Raw genomic sequence first — 18,326 nt, 5'->3', positions numbered from 1 at the left:
TGAAGGCGGCCCACCGATGGGGGCCGGCGAGTCATCCACCCCCGCCCGTTCGGGGGTGCGACGCGCAAAGAAGAAAGCCACGCGTCAGCGTGGCTTTCGGTATGCGCAATAGGCCCGGGGAGCGGGCGCCGCGCCGAACGCGCGAGGGCGTCAGACCCTCGATGTGTGGCGCTCAGTCGTAGACCGACACCTCCGGCCGGCGCGCCAGCACCGCGATCGGCGGGGCCCAGCGCTCGCCGCGCGGCTTCTTGCTCGTGACCAGCGTGATCTCCGAGGGCTCGAAGACCTCGACGTTGTGCGTGATCGGCGTGGTCAGCAGGTACTGCGCGCGCGTGCTCTTCAGGAAGTGGCCCACCAGCTGGATGTTGCGCACGTCCAGGTGGGCGAAGGGCTCGTCGATGAAGACGAAACCGCCCGGCGCGTCGTCGTCCTTCATCAGCCCCACCAGCAGGATCAGGCTCTTGAGCACCTGCTGCCCGCCGGAGGCCTCGCCGTCGTTCAGACCGACTTCACCCTTGCCGTCGAAGTTGAACTTCACGTGCAGGCCGGCCTGCGCCAGCACCGTGTCGTCGTTGTCCAGGTGCGGCAGCTCGGCCTGCGCATGCACACCGGCGAGTTCGCCCAGCTCCTGGACATTCTTCTTGTAGCGGCGCACCGTCGCGCGCAGCACGTCGATGTAGCGCTCGCGCGCGTTGAACGCGGCGATCCGCGCCATCTCGTTGCTCGCGCGGCGGTCGTCCAGCTGCGTGGTCTGCTCCAGCACCGCCAGCTGCATGCGCGCGTGACGCTCCTGCACGCCGGCATCGGTCTCCCACACGCCGGTGTCCAGCTCCTGCTGGACGTGACGCGAGGCGATCTCCGCCTGCTTGGCGTTCTCGAACTCGTCCCGCAGCGACTGCAGCCGCATCGGATGCACCCACGCGACCGGGAACTTGTCCTTGGCCTCGCGCGAGTGCTTCGCCAGGCCCAGCAGATCGTCGCGCTTGGAGGCCCAGTCGCGCTCGGCGCGCAGCACGTTCTCCTCGCTGGCCTTCAGGCCGGCCTGCGCGGCCTCGTAGTCGCGCTCGGCCCGCGTCGACGCGGCCACCGAGCGGTCGTGCTCCTGGTCCAGCGCGCCCATGCGCGTCGCCGCCTCGATCCGCGCCTGACGCAGACCCGGCAGGCGGGCGCGCGCCTGGGCGAACTCCTCGGCCCGCTCGACCAGCTCCTGCGCCGCCTTGTGACCCTGCGCCGCGCGCTGCGCGTCCTTGAGCTGGCGCTCGATCTCCAGCTGCTCCTTGGCGAGCTTGGACAGCTCCAGGTCGTAGCGGGCGAGCTCCTTCTCGAGCGACGCGCGACGCGCATCCAGCGCGGAGTCCCCGAACTGGTACTCGCGCGGCTCGACCCACAGGCTGCGACCGCCGCGGCCGTCGCGGTAGTAGGCCTCGGGCGTGATCCACTCGCCGCCGGCCTGCGCGCCCTTGTCGGTGTCGCCCACGCAGCGGATCGACGCCAGCTGCCGCAGCAGCCAGCCCGGCGCCTTCGCGTTGAAGCGCAGCACCGACATCAGGCTGTCCTTGGGACTCACCGTCGGCGCGTGCTCGCCATCGGCGACGACGTAATGGCGATAGCGCTCGCGCGAGGCCAGGCGATAGGCCTGCCCCTCGTCGCTGGCACGCGCCAGCACCACGACCCAGCGCGACGGGCGCAGGAAGCCTTCGGCGGCGGCGCGCCACTGCTCGTCGGCGATGTCGATCGCGTCGGCCAGCACGTGGTGGGCGATGCCCGCCTCGTCCAGCGCCTTGCGGAAGCGCGTCACCTCCACGGGCGGCGGCGGCAGGCGGTGGCCGGTCAGCTCGTCCATCGCGGCCTGCGCCTTGCGCTGCTGGTCGTTCTGGCGCGTGAAGCTCTCGCGCAGCTGATGCTGGCGCGTGCCAAGCTCCTCGAGCTTGGCGGTCAGCGCCGCGCCATCGGTCTCCACCGCGGCCAGCGCCTTCAGATCCTCCTCGCGCTTGGCGAGCTGCTCCATCGGGCGCTCGCCGTCACGCGCGGCCTCAAAGGCCTGGCGCGCGTCCTTGCGCTGCTGCTCCAGGTCCGCCAGCTTGTCCTTGGCCGCTTCCTGAGCCTTGAACAGCGCCAGCAGATGGGCGCGCTTGTCGCTGATGCCGCGCTCGTCCGAGCGGGCGAAGAGCCGCTGCCGATGCAGCTCGCGCAGCTGCTGCGCGGTGCGCTGGCGCTGCTCGCTCCACTGCAGCACCGGCACGACCTCGGTGGCCAGGCGCTCGCGCTCCTTGAGCCGCAGCTGGTACTGCTGGTAGCTGGTCACCCGATTGGACAGGTCCGACAGCTGCGCCTGCGCATGCGAGAGCTCATGCGCCGCCTGCTCGACTTCCTTGACCAGCTGCTGCTGGTGGTTGCGGGCGAGCTCGTAGCGGTCCAGCACCTCCTGGTCGCCGAAGACCTCGAAGACCAGGCGCAGCAGCTCCTTGGAGGAGAGCTCGCACAGGCGGTCGGTCTGGCCCTGCTCCAGCGCCAGCACGCGGCCGATGGCGCGTGTCAGGCCGGCGGCCTCCAGGCGCTTCTTCCAGGCTTCTATGCCCAGCCAGTCCTTCTCGGCCTTGGTGTCGAGCTCTTCGATCTCGTGGACGCCGTCGACCAGGATGTAGCGGCGCACCCAGTCGCCGCCCTGGCGCGAGATGCGGCAGGCCAGGGTCACCTGGTCCGCGTACAACAGCGAGCTCGCGAACGGGCGGCTGCTGTTCTGGCGGCTGCGGGGCCGGTTGTCGACGAGCGCCCGCAACCAAGCATGCTCGGCGTTGGCGTGACGGGCGTAGGTCTTGTAGGTCCGGCCGCCGGAGCACTCCAGGCCCAGCAGCGTCCGCATCGCGTCCAGCAGCGTCGTCTTGCCCGAGCCGTTGGGCCCGGCGATGGTGATGATGTTGCCGTCCAGCGGCATCGAGACACGGCGGCAGTAGTCCCAGTGCAGCAGTTCCAGGGATTGCAGGTGAAACATCAGGCGTCGCTCAGGTCGGATTCTTCGTTGTGGCGGGCGGCCAGGATGGCGGTCAGCATCGGGCCGGCCTCGCCGTCGGTGCTGCGGGCGAGCACGTCGGCCAGCGCCCCGTCGAGGATGCGCGGAGCCAGCGTGTCGTAGTCCAGCAGCAGGTCCAGCAGCGGGCCCTCGCAGATGTCCTCGCCCTTGCGGGTGATGAAGCCCTGGCGCTCGAGCAGCTTGAGGTTGGAGTCCAGCCGCATCTTCTTGCCCAGCTGATTGCCGAAGTCGGCCAGCAGGCTGCGGTAGGACAGCGTGGGGGCGCTGCTCGCGGCGCTGGGCAACGGCTTGTCCTTGGCGAACATCTCGCCCTGCCCTTCCGCGGCTTCCTCGGCGCGGGCGAGCTGGCGCTGGCGCTTGGGCAGCACGATCAGCGCCCACAGCACCACCAGCAGCGCCACGCCGTCGCGGGGCAAGTCCAGGTTGTTGTTGGAGGCCAGGCCGGTCTCGCCGAAGACGGCGACCTCGGCCGGGCGCAGCATCGCCAGCGTGATGTGGTCGGCGTAGACGTTGTCCACGACGCGCAGGCCGACGGCGGCCACCCGCTCGTTGACCGCGCGCCAGAGCTCCTGGTCGATCAGCGCGCGGCGCACCAGGGGCTGATTGCGCGGCAGCCAGCGTCGCGCCAGCAGTTGAGCCGCGAGTTGCGCGGCGTCGTCGAGTTGATTGCTCATGACTGGGAAGGCGTGTCGTCCTCGACCGGCCGCGCGCCCGCGGGCGCGTCGATCGAGGCGGGAGTGTCGGGGGAATCGGCGGCCTGGGCCGTCGTCTCGAAGGTGGCCGCGGCGGCGGCGGGCGCCATCTCGGCGGCGGTGTCGGCGCTGACGTCCAGGGCACTGGCGTCGACCGTGGCGTCGGGATCGGCGCTCGCCGGCGCGGCGTCGGCGGGCGCCTCGACGGCGGCCTTGCGACGGCCACGCTTCGGCGCGGGCGGCTCGGCCGGTTTCCACTTGGGCTGGAACTCGGGCTCGACCGGCGGCTCGACGTCGGTGGTGTGCAGCACGCCCTGACTCATCCAGCGGACGAACTCGTCGTCGACCGCGCCCTGTTGCGCGGACCAGCGCACCCGCCAGGGCTGGCGCGCCATGTCGCCGGTCGCGCCGGCCAGATGCTGCGCCTGCGGGTCGCCCAGCAGCGGCAGCAGCTGCGCGCGATACGCGGCGCGCGCGTAGCTGCCCCCCAGCACCGCCGGCCGCAGGTCGTTCATCGGCACGCTGTCGCCGCTCCAGCGGCCCAGCAGCGCCTGCAGCTGGCCCATCTCGGGCGGCAGGCTCATCACCGCGAGCTCGCCCGGGGGCGCGGCCAGGCCGGTGGGCAGCGGTTCCGGCGTGGGCGGAGCCGGGCGATCGCGCTCGAACTCGGCCTCGCAGCCGTCGAGCAGCTCATGCTGCGCGACGAAGATCGGATGCACCGGGCGCGACAGCGCGCCCAGCGCCAGGTTCTCGAGGAAGGGGACGTCCTGCAGCCAGCGCCGCACGTCGGTGGTCGTGATGCCGGTGGAGCCCAGCGTCACGCGCTGGCGATCGGCCTGCTGCAGCGCGCGGTTGAACTGGCTGGCCATCGCGAGCAGCCGGGCCTGCGCGAGGCCCAGCTCGCGCGCCAGGCGCTCCAGCCGCGCGTTGCCGTCGGTCTGGGCCTGCTGGATGATCGCGGACAGCGCCTCGCTGGCGCGCTCGACCAGCTTGAGCGCCCGCTCGAAACGCGTGCGCGCGCGGCGCAGGTGGAATTCGGAGCCGGACGCGATCGCGTCGGCGAACTCGTTGTACAGCCGCGAGAGCTGCGCCAGCAGATGCTGCAGCTGCGCCGGCTCCAACGTGCCCAGCTGCTGCGCGCCGGCCACGTTGGCCAGCAGGCCGGCCAGATCGCTGTCCTCGTCCAGCCCCTGCCCTTGCGTCAGCGGCGAGACCATGGCCATCAGCTGCTGCGCCAGCGGCGTCACGCCGTATTGCTGGTTGGACGCGTCCCAGGCCAGCAGCTGCGCGTCGCGCAGGCGCTTGAGCACGAGCTCCAGCGCGTCGTCGCGCAGCACGTGGAAGTGGCGGTTCAGGTCGTCGCGCGACAGCCGGGACTGCGGGAGGCTCATCAGCTCGATGAACACCCAGACGCGCAGACGCACCAGGGAGGCCGGGCCGTGGAACAGCGCGCGCTGCGCGCTCAGCAGGGCCTCGTTGCGTTCGAGCTGCCACCACAGGAGCGAGTCCTGCGGCAGCTGGCCATCGCGGAAATAGTCTTCGAAGGAGGGTTCGGGGAGATCGTCGCGCAGAGCGTCGTCCGCGCGTCCCGGGATCACTGTCATGGGGCGGGATTATCGCGCCCCGTCACACCGGTCCGAGCGCCCTTCGCATCAGGGTCGCCCCCGAGCCGAAACTGGCCAGTTTCCCGGCCGTCGCGGAGCCCTCGGCCACCTCGGCGACGGCGAAGCCGTGGCGCTCCCAGTAGCCCTGCGAGCCCTGCACCGCGATCAGCGCGACCTGTGCCAGACCCATGTCCTGCGCGCGCTGCACGACCTGCCGCACCAGCTTCTGTCCGAGCTGCCGGGCGCGGCCCGCCGGCGACACCGCCAGGTCGTGCAGGTACAGGGTGCGCGGCGCGCGCGCCGGCGCCACGGTCGGGGCGTCCAGGGCGGGGAGCTGGTCGTCGTCGACCGGCAGGCTCACCACGTAGGCCAGCGGCTGGTCGCCGTCCACCGCCAGGTAGCTGCAATGCAGATGACGAGCGGCGCTCAGCTTGGCTTCGAACGCGGCGGCGCTCTCGAGGAAATCAGGCCCGTAGCACTGGGCCTGCAGGGCGAGCACGGCGGGAACGTCCGCCGTGGCGATCACTTTCAACTGCAGCATCAAACCGGATCAAACGGAGACGCCGCCACCCCGCGCGTTCCAGGGACCGGGGAGACCGGACAGGAACGGCGCCAGCAACGGCGTGAAGAGAACAACGAAACCGAGGATGTTGAGCATCACGCTCAACCAGAACACGCGCCGGAAGCGGGGCTTGGCGCTCTTGTGACGCAGCAAGTGCTGTGCCAGCAGCGCGCCCGGCCAGCCGCAGAGCAGCGCCAGGCCGTGCAGCGTCGCCTCCTTCACCCGCCACTGCCCCAGGCGCGCGGCGCGCTTGTCCATGAAGTAGACGATGAAGGTGGCCAGACTCATGGCCATGTACACGCCCCACAAGCCGCGCGGCAGCGGCCACGCCAGGTCGGTGAGCAGCACCAGCAGCGCAAAGCCCGGCACCAGCCAGAGCGCCCCGCCGGTGTCGGCCGACGGACCGCCCGCCGAGGACGTGGAGGATCTGGAGGAGGAAGACGATGCGCCCGATCGGGGCGCCGGCGCGGCCCGCGCGGGGCGGCCGGATCCCGCTTTCGGTGCGGGGCCGGCGGGCGCCGGCTTGGGCTCGAGGCTGCGGATCTTCAGCGCGCGGGGCTTGCCCTGCGCATCGGATCCGGCCTCGAAGCTGACGCGCTCGCCGACGAAGGGTCGGCGAGGCCGCAGGCCGAAGGCGCTCAGGTGCGCGAAGCGTTTCGGGCCGCCGTCGGACGGCGCGATGAAGCCGTAGCCCTTCGCGTCGTCCCACTGCACGATCCGACCTTCGACGCGCATCCCTCAGCGATCCCCTTCAGCCTGTCGCGCGAGGGCTCAGTAGCCCTTGCGCGGACCCTTCTTGACGAAGCCGCCGCGGTCGTCGCCGCCTTCGCTGCGCGGACCCTTGCCGAAGGCCGGCTTGGCCGGACGCTCGAAGCGGTTGTCGTTGCCCTTGAAGGCCGGACGGTCGGTGCGCGGACCGTAGCGGTCGTTGCCTTCGGCCGAGCGGTCGAAGCGGGCGTCGAAGCCGCCACGGCGCTGCTCGAAGCCGCCGCCGTTGCGGTCCTGGCCGCCACGCGGGCCGCCGAAGTCACGCTGCGGACGGTCCTGGAAGTTGCCGCCCTCGCGACGCTCGAAGTTGCCGCGCGGCTGGCCGCCGAAGCCCTGGCCGTCACGCTGCGGACGATCGCCGAAACGCGGACGGTCGAACGGGCCGCCTTGCGGGCGGTCGTTGCGCTCGAAACGGTTGCCGCCACCGAAGCCGCCTTCGCGACGCTCGCCGAAGGCCGGACGGCCTTCCGGACGCTCGAAGCGGGCGGAGTTGTCGAAGCGGTTGTCGCCGCCACCGAAACCGCCACGATCACCGCCGCCGAAGCCGCCACGGTCGTTGCCACGGAAGCCGCCGCCCTGGCGATTGCCGTAACCGCCGCGGTTGCCACCGAAGCCGCCACGGTTGCCGCCGAAGCCACCGCGGTCACCACGGTCGAAACCGGGGCGCGACGGGTAGATGCGCGGCTCTTCGTTCTTGGGCTCCAGGCCTTCGATGCGCGAGACCGGGATCTGCTGCGTCGTGAACTGCTGGATGCGCTTGATCATCGAGATGTCGCCGCGCTCGGCCAGCGTCACCGCGATGCCGGAGCGACCGGCGCGACCCGTGCGGCCGATGCGGTGCACGTAGTCCTCGGCCTTCATGGGCAGGCCGAAGTTGATGACGTGGGAGATGGTCGGGACGTCGATGCCGCGGGCCGCGACGTCGGTGGCGACCAGCACGCGCAGGTCGCGACGGCGCAGGGCCATCAGCGTGCGGTTGCGCTTGCCTTGCGGCATGCCGCCGTGCAGCGCGGCGACGCGGTGGCCGATGGCCTCCAGCTGCTCGGCCAGCCACTCGGTGTCCTGCTGGGTGCTGGTGAAGACCACGGCCTGGTCCACGTCGCGCTCGCCCAGGATGTGCTCCAGCAGCTTGCGCTTGTGCATGCCGTTATCGGCCCAGTGCAGGCGCTGCTCGATGTTCTCGTGGGTCTCGGTGTGGCCCGACACGTCGATGCGCTGCGGGTCCTTCATCAGCTGCTCGGCCAGGCGGCCGGTGTTGCCGGCGAAGGTGGCCGAGTACATCAGCGTCTGGCGGGTGGCCGGGATCTGCTGGGCGACGAAGTTGATGTCGTCGATGAAGCCCATGTCCAGCATGCGGTCGGCCTCGTCGAGCACGAACATCGTCACGTTCTCGAGCTTGCAGCGGCCGCTGTTGATGTGGTCCAGCAGGCGGCCCGGGGTGGCGATCAGGATGTCCAGGTGGCCGCTCAGGGCGCGCAGCTGGTGGGCGTAGGGCATGCCGCCCAGCACGGTGGCCACGCGCAGGCCCTGGATGTGGCGGCCGTAGGTCATGGCGGACTTGGCGACCTGCATCGCCAGTTCACGCGTGGGGGCCAGCACCAGCACGCGCGGGCCGACGGTCTTGGTCTTGTTGCCGGCGGCACGGTCGGCGCGGGCGGTCAGGACCTGCTGCAGCGCGGGCAGGATGAACGAGGCCGTCTTGCCCGAACCGGTGCGCGACGAGACCATCAGGTCCGCGCCGGTCAGCGCCGGGGGGATGGCTTGTGCCTGGACTTCGGTGGCGTTCTCGTAGCCGGAATCCTTGACGGCGCGCAGCAGCGCGTCGTGCAGGCCCAGGGCCGAGAACGGAGTGCCCGAGGTCACGGCCTCGTTGCCCAGCTCGCCGGCTTCCACGACCTGGTCCAGCTCTTCGCCGAGGGTCTCGTTCTGGTTCTTGGCGTCGGCGTTCATGTCTTTGTCGAAACTCATCTTGCAATCCAAATGGGGCACGCCGAAGCCGACGCCGTCAGGACGGACGTCGCGCCGGAGCGCCTGCCCGCCGCGCGATAACGAATGAATCGCGGCGGGACCGTGATGTCGCTGGGAGAAAGCTCGCGTCGATCACCAGGAATGCAGAGAAAACGACATGGCGACGCAATGCCCAGGGGCATTGTGGAAACGCGATGCGAGGGGCCTGGTGAGGCGCCGGGGAACAGTCAAAGCGACGGCATCGCCGCCGACCGAACCCGAGGGCATGCAAATGCGCGTGTTCCCGTCGAGGGAATCAGCTTCGGCTGAGCGCCGAAGCCTGCGTGGAACCCGTTTTCAGGACTCCGGCGCAGCGGACTGCAAGAGGTCAGAGGAGACGTACGAAGCACCGTCGGAAACGGTGAAGCCCGCAAGTATAAACAGTTTTCGGGTTTCCACCTAGCCCCTTCTGCGGCCCATCTCCCGAAATCTGCACCCCAAGCCGACGCCCGAGCGGGTGCTCGCCCCTGACCTCCTTCACACCGGGTTCGTACCGAGGCGAATCGGCTTTTCATCGGTATTTCTTCGGTCCTACACTGGTATTTGACTGGACTCACCACAGCAGTCCATCACCGCTCAGGGAGACATGAGATGGACCGACGGAGATTCCTGGCGGCGGGCATGGGTGTGCTCGCCGGAAGCTGGACAGCCGGATGTGGTGGCGGGGGCGGCAGCCCCGGCGCGCCGGTCACGCCGGTGCCACCGACGCAGGGAGTCAGCGACGCGGAACTCGCGACGCTGGCCGCGCAGATGCAGGGACGGTTGATCCTGCCCGCAGATGCCGACTTCGGCACCCTGCGCCCCGGCGCCAACGCGCGCTACGACGGCGCCGTGCCACGCGCGCTGGCGCGCTGCGCCGGCGGCGCGGACGTCGCGGCGGCCTTCGCCTTCGCCCGAAGCAAAGGCATGAGCTTCGCGCTGCGCAGCGGCTCCCACAGCTATGTGGGCGCGTCCACGAGCGACGGCGGCCTGCTGATCGACACCGGCACCATGGACAGCGTCCGCATGGACGGCACGGTGGCGGTGGTCGGCGCGGGCGCCAAGCTGGCCGACGTCTATCGCGCGGTGCTCGGCGCCGGGCGCATCCTGCCCTCGGGCAGTTGCGTGACGGTCGGCGTCACCGGCATCACGCTGGGGGGCGGAGTCGGCTACTTCGACCGGTCCATGGGGCTGGCCTGCGACGCGCTGATCGGCGCGACCGTCATCACCGCCGACGGCCAGACCCGCGTCTGCGATGCGACACAGAACACGGAGCTCTTCTGGGGCCTGCGCGGCGGCGGTGGCGGCCAGTTCGGCATCGTGACCGAGCTGCGCTTCCAGACGCAGCCGATGGGCGCGCTCAGCGGCTCCATCGCCTACTTCACCGCGGCCGACCTGCCGGCCCTGCTGGCGGCCTGGCAGTCCTGGCCGGCGACGCTGCCCGAGTGGGCCTGGTCCCAGCTCGCGATCGCCAGCGACACCAAGGGGGATCTGGCGATCACGCTGATCGGCATCGCGCTGGCGACCAACGCCCAGTTCAAGCCCTGGTGGGACGGCCTGCTCGCGGCGAGCGGCCGCACGCCGCAGAACCAGTTCTCCGCCGACATGACCGGCGAGTCGCTGCTGCTGGCCAACTGCGGGACCTTGTCGAACGCCGCCTGCCACCTGCCCACGCAGGTCGTCGGCGGCGTCCTGCCGCGGGTGGCGATGGTGGCGAGCTCCGACTTCTACCACCAGACCCTGCCGGCGGCCGGCATCCAGGCGCTGACCGACGCGATGGTGGCGCGGTCCAAGGCGGGCCGGCCGGGCGCGGCACTGCTGGACCTGATGGGCGGCGCGATCGCGCGCGTGGCGCCGGACGCGACGGCCTTCCCGCACCGCAACGCGTTGTTCGGCGCGCAGTACGTGGTGGAGAACCGTCTCGGCACCGCCGACGAGGCGACGCTGCACGCCGACGGCCTGTGGGCGCAGTCCATGCGCGACACGATGAAGCCCTGGACCAGCGGCGGCGCCTACGTCAACTACGCGAACGCCGACGCGGCGCTGCCGGCGTCGGCCTACTTCGGCGGCAACGTGACGAGGCTGCGGGCGCTCAAGGCCAGCATCGATCCCGCCGGCGTGTTCAAGTCGCCGCGCGGGCCGGTGTCATTGGGCTGAGCGACGCGGGCGCCAAGGCGCGCCCCTCTGAAGGAGCGATGCCGCATGCCCCTCTCCCGCTTGCGGGAGAGGGGTCGGGGTGAGGGCCGTCGCATGTCAGAGCCCGGGTCAAAGCCCCTCGAGCAGCTTCGGCAGCACGCCCATCAACTCGGCGAGCTGATCGGCGTCCAGCCAGACCGGCGCGGCATCCAGCCACGCCGGGAAGGCCACGCCGTCGCGCTGCGCCCGCAGCACCGCCGCGTCGAGCGAGTCCTCGATCAGCAGCAGCGCGGCCGGCACGCCACGCGCGTCCTCGCCGACGGCGGACAGCACGCGCTGGTCCAGCGTCCCGGCCTGCCACGGCAGGTCCGCATGGACGAGGGCCACGCGATCGTCGGCCAACGCGTCCAGATCGAGGCTGGCGAGCGCGTCGTCGCTGGCCAGCAGCACGCCGGCCTCCGCCGAGCGCCAGGCCGCCAGCGCGGCGTCGCGGACCTCGGCGCTGTCGTCGGCGCGCAGGCGCTGCGGCGGCAGGCGGCGCAGCTGCGGCGACATCGACAAGCTGTCCAGCAGCGTCTCCGAGCGCGCGCAGATCAGCAGTCGCGCGGCGGCCGGCACGGCGCCCTGGATCCATTCGCGGCGCAGGGCGAGCACCGCCTCGGCCTTCGCGGCCAGCGCCTGGCGCGAGGCGGGCGGCAGCAGTGCCAGCGCTTCCAGCAGCTGCTGCTGCTCGGCGCTGCCGAGGAAGCGCAGCGCGGTCCAGCGCTCGATCAGCTGACGGATCTGCTTCAGCGGCGCGGACGGCAGGCTGGCGCCGGCGGCCTCCAGCCACAGCGGCGACAGCAGCGCCTCGGGCAGTTGATCGACCAGCTCGCGCTTGCGGCGCGACAGCACGACGGCCTCCAGCGCCTCGCGCTTGTGCTTCTTGCCGGCGTCGGCGGGCAGCGCCTGCAGCGCGGCCAGCGGGCCGCGGCGGGCCTGGTCCAGCCAGTCGATCCAGTCGTTCAGACGGGCATCGCCCAGCGGCTCCTGATGCGCGATCAGCAGCAGCTGCGCGGCGGGCATGGCGCGCAGCTCGGCCAGGGCCTCGGGCGCCACGGCCTCGATGCCATCGACGACCAGCAGCGCGGCGATGGGCTTGGCCGGCGGCGTCACGGCGACCATCACCGTGGCGGCCTCGTCGCCCAGCCAGCGGCGCAGATCGCGGCGCCAGGCGGCGTGCGCGGCCTCCGGGGCGATGACCACGGCCGGCTTGACGCCGAACAGCTCGCCCCACAGGCGGATCGCGGCGATCGCGGCGCCGCGCTGGCCCAGGCCCAGGTCATCGGCAATCAGGGCGCGGCCGGCGCAGACGGCGAACAACGCCGCTTCCCAGGCGTGCACCGGCAACTCGTCGCGCAGCAGCGCGCGCATCGCGGCGCCATCGGCCATCGCCGACTCCAGACGCTCCACGCGTGCCTGCGCATCGCGGCCCCAGCACAGTTGCGGCCACACCGGCGCATCCACGCGCAGGACCACGCCCAGCGCGCGCGCCTCGGCCAGCACCTGCTGCAGCCAGGCCTGCGCGCCCTCGGCGCCACGGCGCCGCTGTTCGTCCAGACCCGGCTGGTGGCGCAGATGCTCCGGCACGTCGCGGCCACAGACCCACTGCACACGGCGCTCGGCGCCGGGAACCAGCCAGACCTCGGCCTCGCGCGCCGGCCAGCCGGCGTCGAGCGCCGCCTGCTGCGCCTCGTCGAGCGTCGCCAGCAGGTGAGCGCCGTGCTCGCACTCGCCCTGCGCCAGATAGCCGGCGCAGTCGCAGCGCCAGGTCTGGCGGCCGAGCAGGCGCAGGCGGAAGGTGCCGCCGGTCTCGCCGTCCCGAAGCTCGTAGTCGCCGAACACGCCATCGTCCTCGCGAGCGCCCAGCGTGAAGCGCGGCGGCTCGGCCGGCACTTCCTCGACGACCGGCTCGGCCTTCGGCTGGCGACGGCCCTTGCGGCCGGCGGGCGCGTCGGCCGCGGCCGCGGCTGCGGCTGCGGCTGAGGCCTCGGCATCGACGTCGGCCTCGGCGCCTTCCGACGATGCGGCCAGCGCGTCACCGGCGATCGCGGCGGGGGCGTCAGCGTCCACCGACGCTTCGCCGGAGGCGATCGGCGCGACGGTCTGGGCCGAGCCCGATGCTGTCTGGAGCTCGCTGACGGCCACGACCGGCGCGGCGGCTTCCGCGGCGACATCGGCGATCAACCCGGCCACGACCTCGGCGATCGCGGCGCGCTTGCGCGCGGGGCGCTTTTTCGGCGCGGGCGCCGGCACGGGCGCTTCGACGGCGCCGGCGGCCTCGTTGGCGGCGTCCTCGGCGAGGATGTCGGCAAAGACAGCATCGGCCTCGGCGGCCGTGCTGGCGGCGTCGGTCACCGAGGCGGCGACGTCGTCGGCAGACGCAGCATCAGCACCAGCATCAGCATCAGCATCAGCGGCAGCGGCAGCGTCGTTGGCAGCTGCGACCTCGGCGGCATCGGCAGCGCGGGCGACCTCGGCGTCGGCCACCGCGGCTGCGGCGGCGCGAGGCGCCTTGGCGCGGCTGGCGCGCTTGCGCGGGGGCTTGCCCGCCGGTTCGGCCGGCGCGTCGACGGGCGCCACGTCGATCGCGACGGCACGTTCGGCAGCGACTGCCGGATCGGCCTCGGCGGTGGGCGCGATGGCCAGATCGGCGACGTCGGTGGCGGGCGACTCGATCGCCTCAGCCTCGCGGGTCTTGCGCGCCGTCGGACGGCGCCGTGTGGTGGTGGTCGTCATGAAGATCCTCGTGCCGCAGCCGCGCCTCGCGCCAGCCCCGGACACTGTTGAAGATGGCGAGCGCATGCGCGCGCCGCAAGTCGTCCAGGGTCAGCCGCGCCTCGCGCAGCCGGCCCTGTTCCAGCAGTTCCTCGCGCAGCGTGCCCGGCAGCAGGCCGGCGTCGGCGCGCGGCGTCAGCCACGGCCCGTCGGCCTCGAGCCGCAGCGCGAGGTTGGTCAGGCAGCCCTCGGTGAGCTCCCCGTCCCGGTTGAACAGCAGCACGTCGAAGCAGTCCGCCGGCTTGCCGTCCAGGAAGGCCTGGTACAGCGCGCGGCGCGTCGTCTTGTGCTGGATGAATTCGGCGTCGGGGCCGCGCGTGTCGATGGGCACCAGGGCCAGCGCCACGTTCAGCGGCGTGTCGGCGTCCGCATCGCCGGCCGGCGGCAGCGCGGCCACCGTGTGGGCCGGCGTGCCGTCGCGCGCCAGCGTCAGCCGCACCCGCCACGATCCCAGCGGATGCGCCTGCGCGATGCCGGCCAGGTGCGCCTTCACCGCGTCCGCCGACCACGCCAGCCCGAAATGCCGCGCGCAGCGCTGCAGCCGGGCCAGGTGGCGCGCCAGACGCGTGAACACGCCGTCGTCCAGGCGCAGCGTCTCCAGCGCCTCGATGGGCGCGGCGGCGCGCGACAGGAAGCGCGCCTTGGCGCGCCACTCGTCGATCTCGTCCCGCGGCGAGGAGTCCAGCGTGATGCCGCTGCCCACGCCGCAGCGCAGCGCGTCGCCGCGCTGCTCGACGGTGCGGATCGGCACGTTGAAGGTCACCGCCCCGCCCGGCTGCATCAGGCCCAGCGCGCCGCAGTACCAGCCACGCGGCCCGGACTCCAGCTCGACGATGACCTCCATGGCGCGCTTCTTCGGCGCGCCGGTGATGGAACCGCAGGGGAACAGCGCGGTCATCACCTCGTCCAGCGCCAACCCGGCCCGTGTGACCGCGGAGATGGTGGAGGTCATCTGCCAGACCGTGGGCAGCGCGTGCAGCTCGAACAGCCGCGGCACGCGCACCGAGCCCGGCACCGCCACGCGCGACAGGTCGTTGCGCAGCAGGTCCACGATCATGAGGTTCTCGGCGCGCTCCTTGGCGCTGGTGCGCAGGTAGGCCTGGGCGGCCTCGTCGCCGGCGCGGTCGCGGCCGCGCGGCGCGGTGCCCTTCATCGGCTGCGCCGACACCAGCCAGGTGTGGCTGGCCTGCGGCGCCTCGGGCAGCGGGCGCCAGTCGAAGAACAGCTCCGGCGACACGCTCGCCACCGTGCCCTCCCCCGTGCGCAGGAACAGCGCGAAACCGCCCGGCTGCGCCGCGTGCAGCGCGAAGAAATGGGCCTCGGGATCGAAACCGTCGCCCGCGGTGGCGGTCAGGCGGGTGGTCAGATTGACCTGATAGCAGTCGCCCGCGCGGATGTACTCGCGGATGCGCTCGACGTCGGCCATGCCATCGGCATCGGGACGCGCATCCGTCCAGCCGGACATCGGATGCGCGCGCGCCGCGCCGGCCGCGGCGAGATCCTCGGGCCAGGGTGCGGGCGCCTGATCCCAGACGAGGAACTCCGCCAGCGGAGGACCTGGATCGCCCCCCGGGCCCTGATCGCCGACGACGCCACCGACGCCGAGCGCACCCGGCGTGGCGGAGACCGCGCGGGCGCCGCCGCTCGCGGTGGCCGCGGCCGGCGCGCCCCAGGTGGCGAGCACCGGATCCAGCGCGCCCGCCGCCTCGTAGCGCAGGCCGCCCAGCACCCAGGCGCCGGCCCGCGCCGCCGCATGCGCCAGGCGCAGCACGGTGCGCAGCCGTTCCGGATCGCGCGCGATCAGGTGCTCCACGGGCGGCGCGAAGAAGGCGCCGCGCACGCGTTCGCCGTCCTCGCGCGCCAGCGGATGGCGCGGAAAGTCGAATGCCGCCCACAGCGGATGCGGGCGACGCGGGGTGTCCATGGGCGGCTCAGGCGCGCGGGGGCGCGTTGCTCATCGGGGTCGTGGAGATCGCGGGGATCGCGGCGTCGCGAGGGGCCGGATCAGTCCAGCTTGAGGAACTGCTCGCGGTAGTGGATCAGCTCGTCAATGGACTCGTGGATGTCGGCCAGCGCGGTGTGCTTCTGGGCCTTCTTGAAACCGTCCATCGCGGCCGGCTTCCAGCGGCGCGCCAGCTCCTTGAGCGTGGACACGTCCAGGTTGCGGTAGTGGAAGAAGTCTTCCAGCTTGGGCATGTAGTTGGCCAGGAAGCGGCGGTCCTGGCAGATCGAATTGCCGCACATGGGCGACTTGCCGGCCGGCACGTAGGCCTTCAGGAAGTCGATCACCTGCTGCTCGGCCGAGGCCTCGTCCACCGTCGACGCCTTGACGCGGTCGATCAGGCCGCTCTTGCCGTGCGTGCCCTTGTTCCAGGCGTCCATGGCGTCCAGCGCCGCGTCGCTCTGATGCACCGCGAAGACCGGGCCCTCGACGCGCACCTTCAGGAAGGGGTCGGTCACGACCACGGCGATCTCGATGATGCGGTCCTTGTCCGGGTACAGGCCGGTCATTTCCAGGTCGATCCAGATCAGGTTCTGGTCGTTCAGCGGCAGCTCGGGGTTGTCGCTCATGGCGGGAATCCTCGTGTCTTGTCTGGGGTGCGCGGACCGTGTCCCCGAGAGGGACGGCGGCCGTCGAATCGGCGGATTGTCGCAGCCTTGCCGGGGCTTCCGGCAACACCCTGCGACCGACCCGGTCCGGGGGACGTCGACGCGGGTTTCCGTCCGATGTCCACGGGGTTCCCGGCACGTGTCGACGCGGCCGCCGTCCCCGCGATCGGCCGCGCATGCGCCTCCCGCGAGCGGCTGGCAAGCGTGAAAACTCCCGCGCCGGCGGCGATTTCGCGACAGGCCGTCACCTGTTCCCGGGGGTGACGCCAGCCCTGGCGGTGTCAGACTTGGCGCAAGCGAGTCGAGCCCATCGGCGACGCCAGAAGGTCACAAGAATGTTTCGCCAGTCGTTGGACGCGGCTCCCTCGGGAGCCGGGCCAGGCGGACTTGCCCCGCCGGCCGCGATCGCCGAGGCGCCAGCCCCGGCGCGCGGTCGCGCGGCGACCGCCCTGCCCACCGGATCGGCCGCCCCCGCCGGCCCCTCCGCGGAAATGCGCCGCTTCTCGGCCGGCCTGCGCGTCGTCACGGCCTTGCTGGTCAGCGTGCTGCTCATCTCGATCAAGCCGACCCTGGACCTGGGCGCGGGGCTGACCATGCTCGCCTACATCGCCTGGTCCGGCGCCTTCATGTGGGCCGACGTGCACGACCGCCCGCTGGTCTCCGGCCTGGCCGCCTACTGGCTGGACGTGGCCTGGGCCAGCGCCATGATGTGGCACTTCAACATCGGCAACATGATGCTGATGCTGGCCCTGGTCCATCCCATCGTGCTGGCGAGCATCGGCTACGGCGTCGGCCACGGCCTGATGATGGCGGCGCTGGGCGTGGTGGCCATCGCCTTCGACCCCGACGCGGGCCGCGCGCCGCTCCCGACCGCCGAGCGCCTCGGCGGCTTCGCCCAGTACCTGGTGCTGGCCCTGGTGCCCGCCGCCGCGCTGCTGGCCCGGCCCATGCGCGCGCTGCACCGGCGCATCGCGCTGATCGACGAGATCGAGGCCGGCCTGGATCCGCGCCGCGGCCTGGAGCCCATCTGCACCGAGCTCGTCGAGCGCCTGCGCCAGGGCACGCAGTCCGACGTGCTGGCGCTGGTGCTGCCCAGCCGCTTCGGCGCCCCGGCCATGGTGGCCAGCCGCGAGGACGGCGGCTTTCGCGCGAGCGCCTCGGCGCATCAGGCGATGGAGCAGCTCCTGGCGCAGACCGGCACGGTCGCACTGAGCTACACCGCGCGCCAGTGGTGGGACCCCCGGCCGCGCCTGCAGGGCGATGGCAGCCAGCGCCCCTCGCGCGCGCTGCTCGGACCGATGGAGGCCCTGGCCCGCCTGCTGGACGTGGGTCACCTGCACATCGCGCCGCTGACCCGCTACGACCGCCAGCACGGCCATTTCCTGATCGGCTACCGCGGCCTGCGCGGCCACCGCCACGACCTGCACGCGGTGATCGACGCCACGCCCGAGCTGCTGCGCGTCATCGAGCAGGCCGCCCTGGTCGACCAGCTCCAGGACGAGAGCGCCTCGCACGAGCGCGCCCGCATCGGCCGGGACCTGCACGACAGCGCGATCCAGCCCTACCTGGGCCTGAAGTACGCGGTCGAGTGCGTGGCCCTGCGCATCCCGGCGGACAACCCGGCGCGCGCCGAGGTCGACGCGCTGGCCGACCTGGTCAACGCCGAGGTCGCCTCGCTGCGGGAATTGATCTCGGGCCTGCGCACCGGCACGCAGGGCGGCGACAACGCGCTGGTGCCGGCGGTGCGCCGCCAGGCGCGGCGCTTCGCGCTGCTGTTCGGCATCGAGGTCGACGTCGACTGCCCGGAGTCGCTGCCCAGCTCGCGCGCCCTGGCCGGCGCGATGTTCCACCTGGTCAACGAGGCGCTGAACAACATCCGCAAGCACACCCAGGCGCGTCACGTGCGCATCGTGCTGCGCGGCGACGACGGCGATCTCACCCTGTGCATCGGCGACGACAGCGGCAGCGTCAGCGGCCGTCCGGCGCCGGACTTCCACCCCCATTCCCTGCATGAACGCGTGGCCGAGCTTGGCGGCACCCTGACCATCGCGCGCATCGCGGGGCTCGACACGGAGCTCCAGTTCCGTATTCCGATCCACCCTTGACCCCGCTGGATTCCC

11 protein-coding genes are annotated in these 18,326 nt (G+C 72.2%); 2 read left to right on the top strand and 9 right to left on the bottom strand.

Features of this window, described 5'->3' with window-relative positions; all coding sequences use genetic code 11:
* Window positions 1-172: 172 nt before the first annotated feature.
* The 6 genes from MCHT01_RS17675 to MCHT01_RS17650 are packed head-to-tail and all read right to left on the bottom strand — an operon-like array spanning window position 173 to window position 8,625.
* Window positions 173-2,992, bottom strand: a complete 2,820-nt coding sequence (locus tag MCHT01_RS17675; protein ID WP_067066933.1) for an ATP-binding protein — start codon at window positions 2,990-2,992, stop codon at window positions 173-175.
* Complete coding sequence (locus tag MCHT01_RS17670; protein ID WP_067066931.1) at window positions 2,992-3,705, bottom strand: hypothetical protein; 714 nt, start codon at window positions 3,703-3,705, stop codon at window positions 2,992-2,994. The genes MCHT01_RS17675 and MCHT01_RS17670 overlap by 1 nt, the downstream gene beginning before the upstream one ends.
* Window positions 3,702-5,327: a hypothetical protein gene (locus MCHT01_RS17665; protein WP_148661589.1), complete on the bottom strand. Its 1,626-nt coding sequence runs from the start codon at window positions 5,325-5,327 to the stop codon at window positions 3,702-3,704. The genes MCHT01_RS17670 and MCHT01_RS17665 overlap by 4 nt, the downstream gene beginning before the upstream one ends.
* Before the next feature lie 22 nt (window positions 5,328-5,349).
* A complete protein-coding gene (locus tag MCHT01_RS17660; protein ID WP_067066929.1) occupies window positions 5,350-5,868 on the bottom strand; it encodes a GNAT family N-acetyltransferase in 519 nt (172 codons plus the stop codon).
* 9 nt (window positions 5,869-5,877) lie between these two features.
* Complete coding sequence (locus MCHT01_RS17655) at window positions 5,878-6,624, bottom strand: DUF1294 domain-containing protein (protein ID WP_067066927.1); 747 nt, start codon at window positions 6,622-6,624, stop codon at window positions 5,878-5,880.
* Window positions 6,625-6,660: 36 nt separating this feature from the next.
* Window positions 6,661-8,625, bottom strand: coding sequence for a DEAD/DEAH box helicase (locus MCHT01_RS17650; RefSeq protein ID WP_084452879.1), 1,965 nt, complete (start codon window positions 8,623-8,625; stop codon window positions 6,661-6,663).
* Window positions 8,626-9,255: 630 nt separating this feature from the next.
* Between MCHT01_RS17650 and MCHT01_RS17645 the strand changes: the two genes are divergently transcribed.
* The gene (locus tag MCHT01_RS17645; protein WP_067066925.1) at window positions 9,256-10,800 is read left to right on the top strand and encodes an FAD-dependent oxidoreductase; all 1,545 of its coding nucleotides are present in this window, start codon (window positions 9,256-9,258) and stop codon (window positions 10,798-10,800) included.
* 108 nt (window positions 10,801-10,908) lie between these two features.
* On the opposite strand, the gene MCHT01_RS17640 is transcribed toward MCHT01_RS17645, so the two are convergent.
* The 3 genes from MCHT01_RS17640 to orn all read right to left on the bottom strand — a co-directional run bounded on the left by MCHT01_RS17640 (window position 10,909) and on the right by orn (window position 16,167).
* Window positions 10,909-13,557: a DEAD/DEAH box helicase gene (locus MCHT01_RS17640; RefSeq protein WP_067066923.1), complete on the bottom strand. Its 2,649-nt coding sequence runs from the start codon at window positions 13,555-13,557 to the stop codon at window positions 10,909-10,911.
* Window positions 13,502-15,520, bottom strand: a complete 2,019-nt coding sequence (locus MCHT01_RS17635) for a bifunctional chorismate-binding protein/class IV aminotransferase (protein WP_067066921.1) — start codon at window positions 15,518-15,520, stop codon at window positions 13,502-13,504. Before MCHT01_RS17635 ends, MCHT01_RS17640 begins: the two co-directional genes overlap by 56 nt.
* Window positions 15,521-15,600: 80 nt before the next feature.
* A complete protein-coding gene (orn, locus tag MCHT01_RS17630) occupies window positions 15,601-16,167 on the bottom strand; it encodes an oligoribonuclease (protein WP_067066919.1) in 567 nt (188 codons plus the stop codon).
* A 530-nt stretch (window positions 16,168-16,697) separates the two neighbouring features.
* On the opposite strand from orn, the gene MCHT01_RS17625 reads away from it, so the two are divergent.
* A complete protein-coding gene (locus MCHT01_RS17625) occupies window positions 16,698-18,311 on the top strand; it encodes a sensor histidine kinase (RefSeq protein WP_067066917.1) in 1,614 nt (537 codons plus the stop codon).
* Window positions 18,312-18,326 lie beyond the last annotated feature (15 nt).

It is taken from the genome of Mitsuaria chitosanitabida ATCC BAA-476 = NBRC 102408 (genome assembly GCF_001598255.1).
Taxonomy (GTDB): domain Bacteria; phylum Pseudomonadota; class Gammaproteobacteria; order Burkholderiales; family Burkholderiaceae_C; genus Roseateles; species Roseateles chitosanitabidus.
Note: the sequence above shows the minus strand (reverse complement) of the source record. Positions and strands in the feature narration are given on the sequence as shown.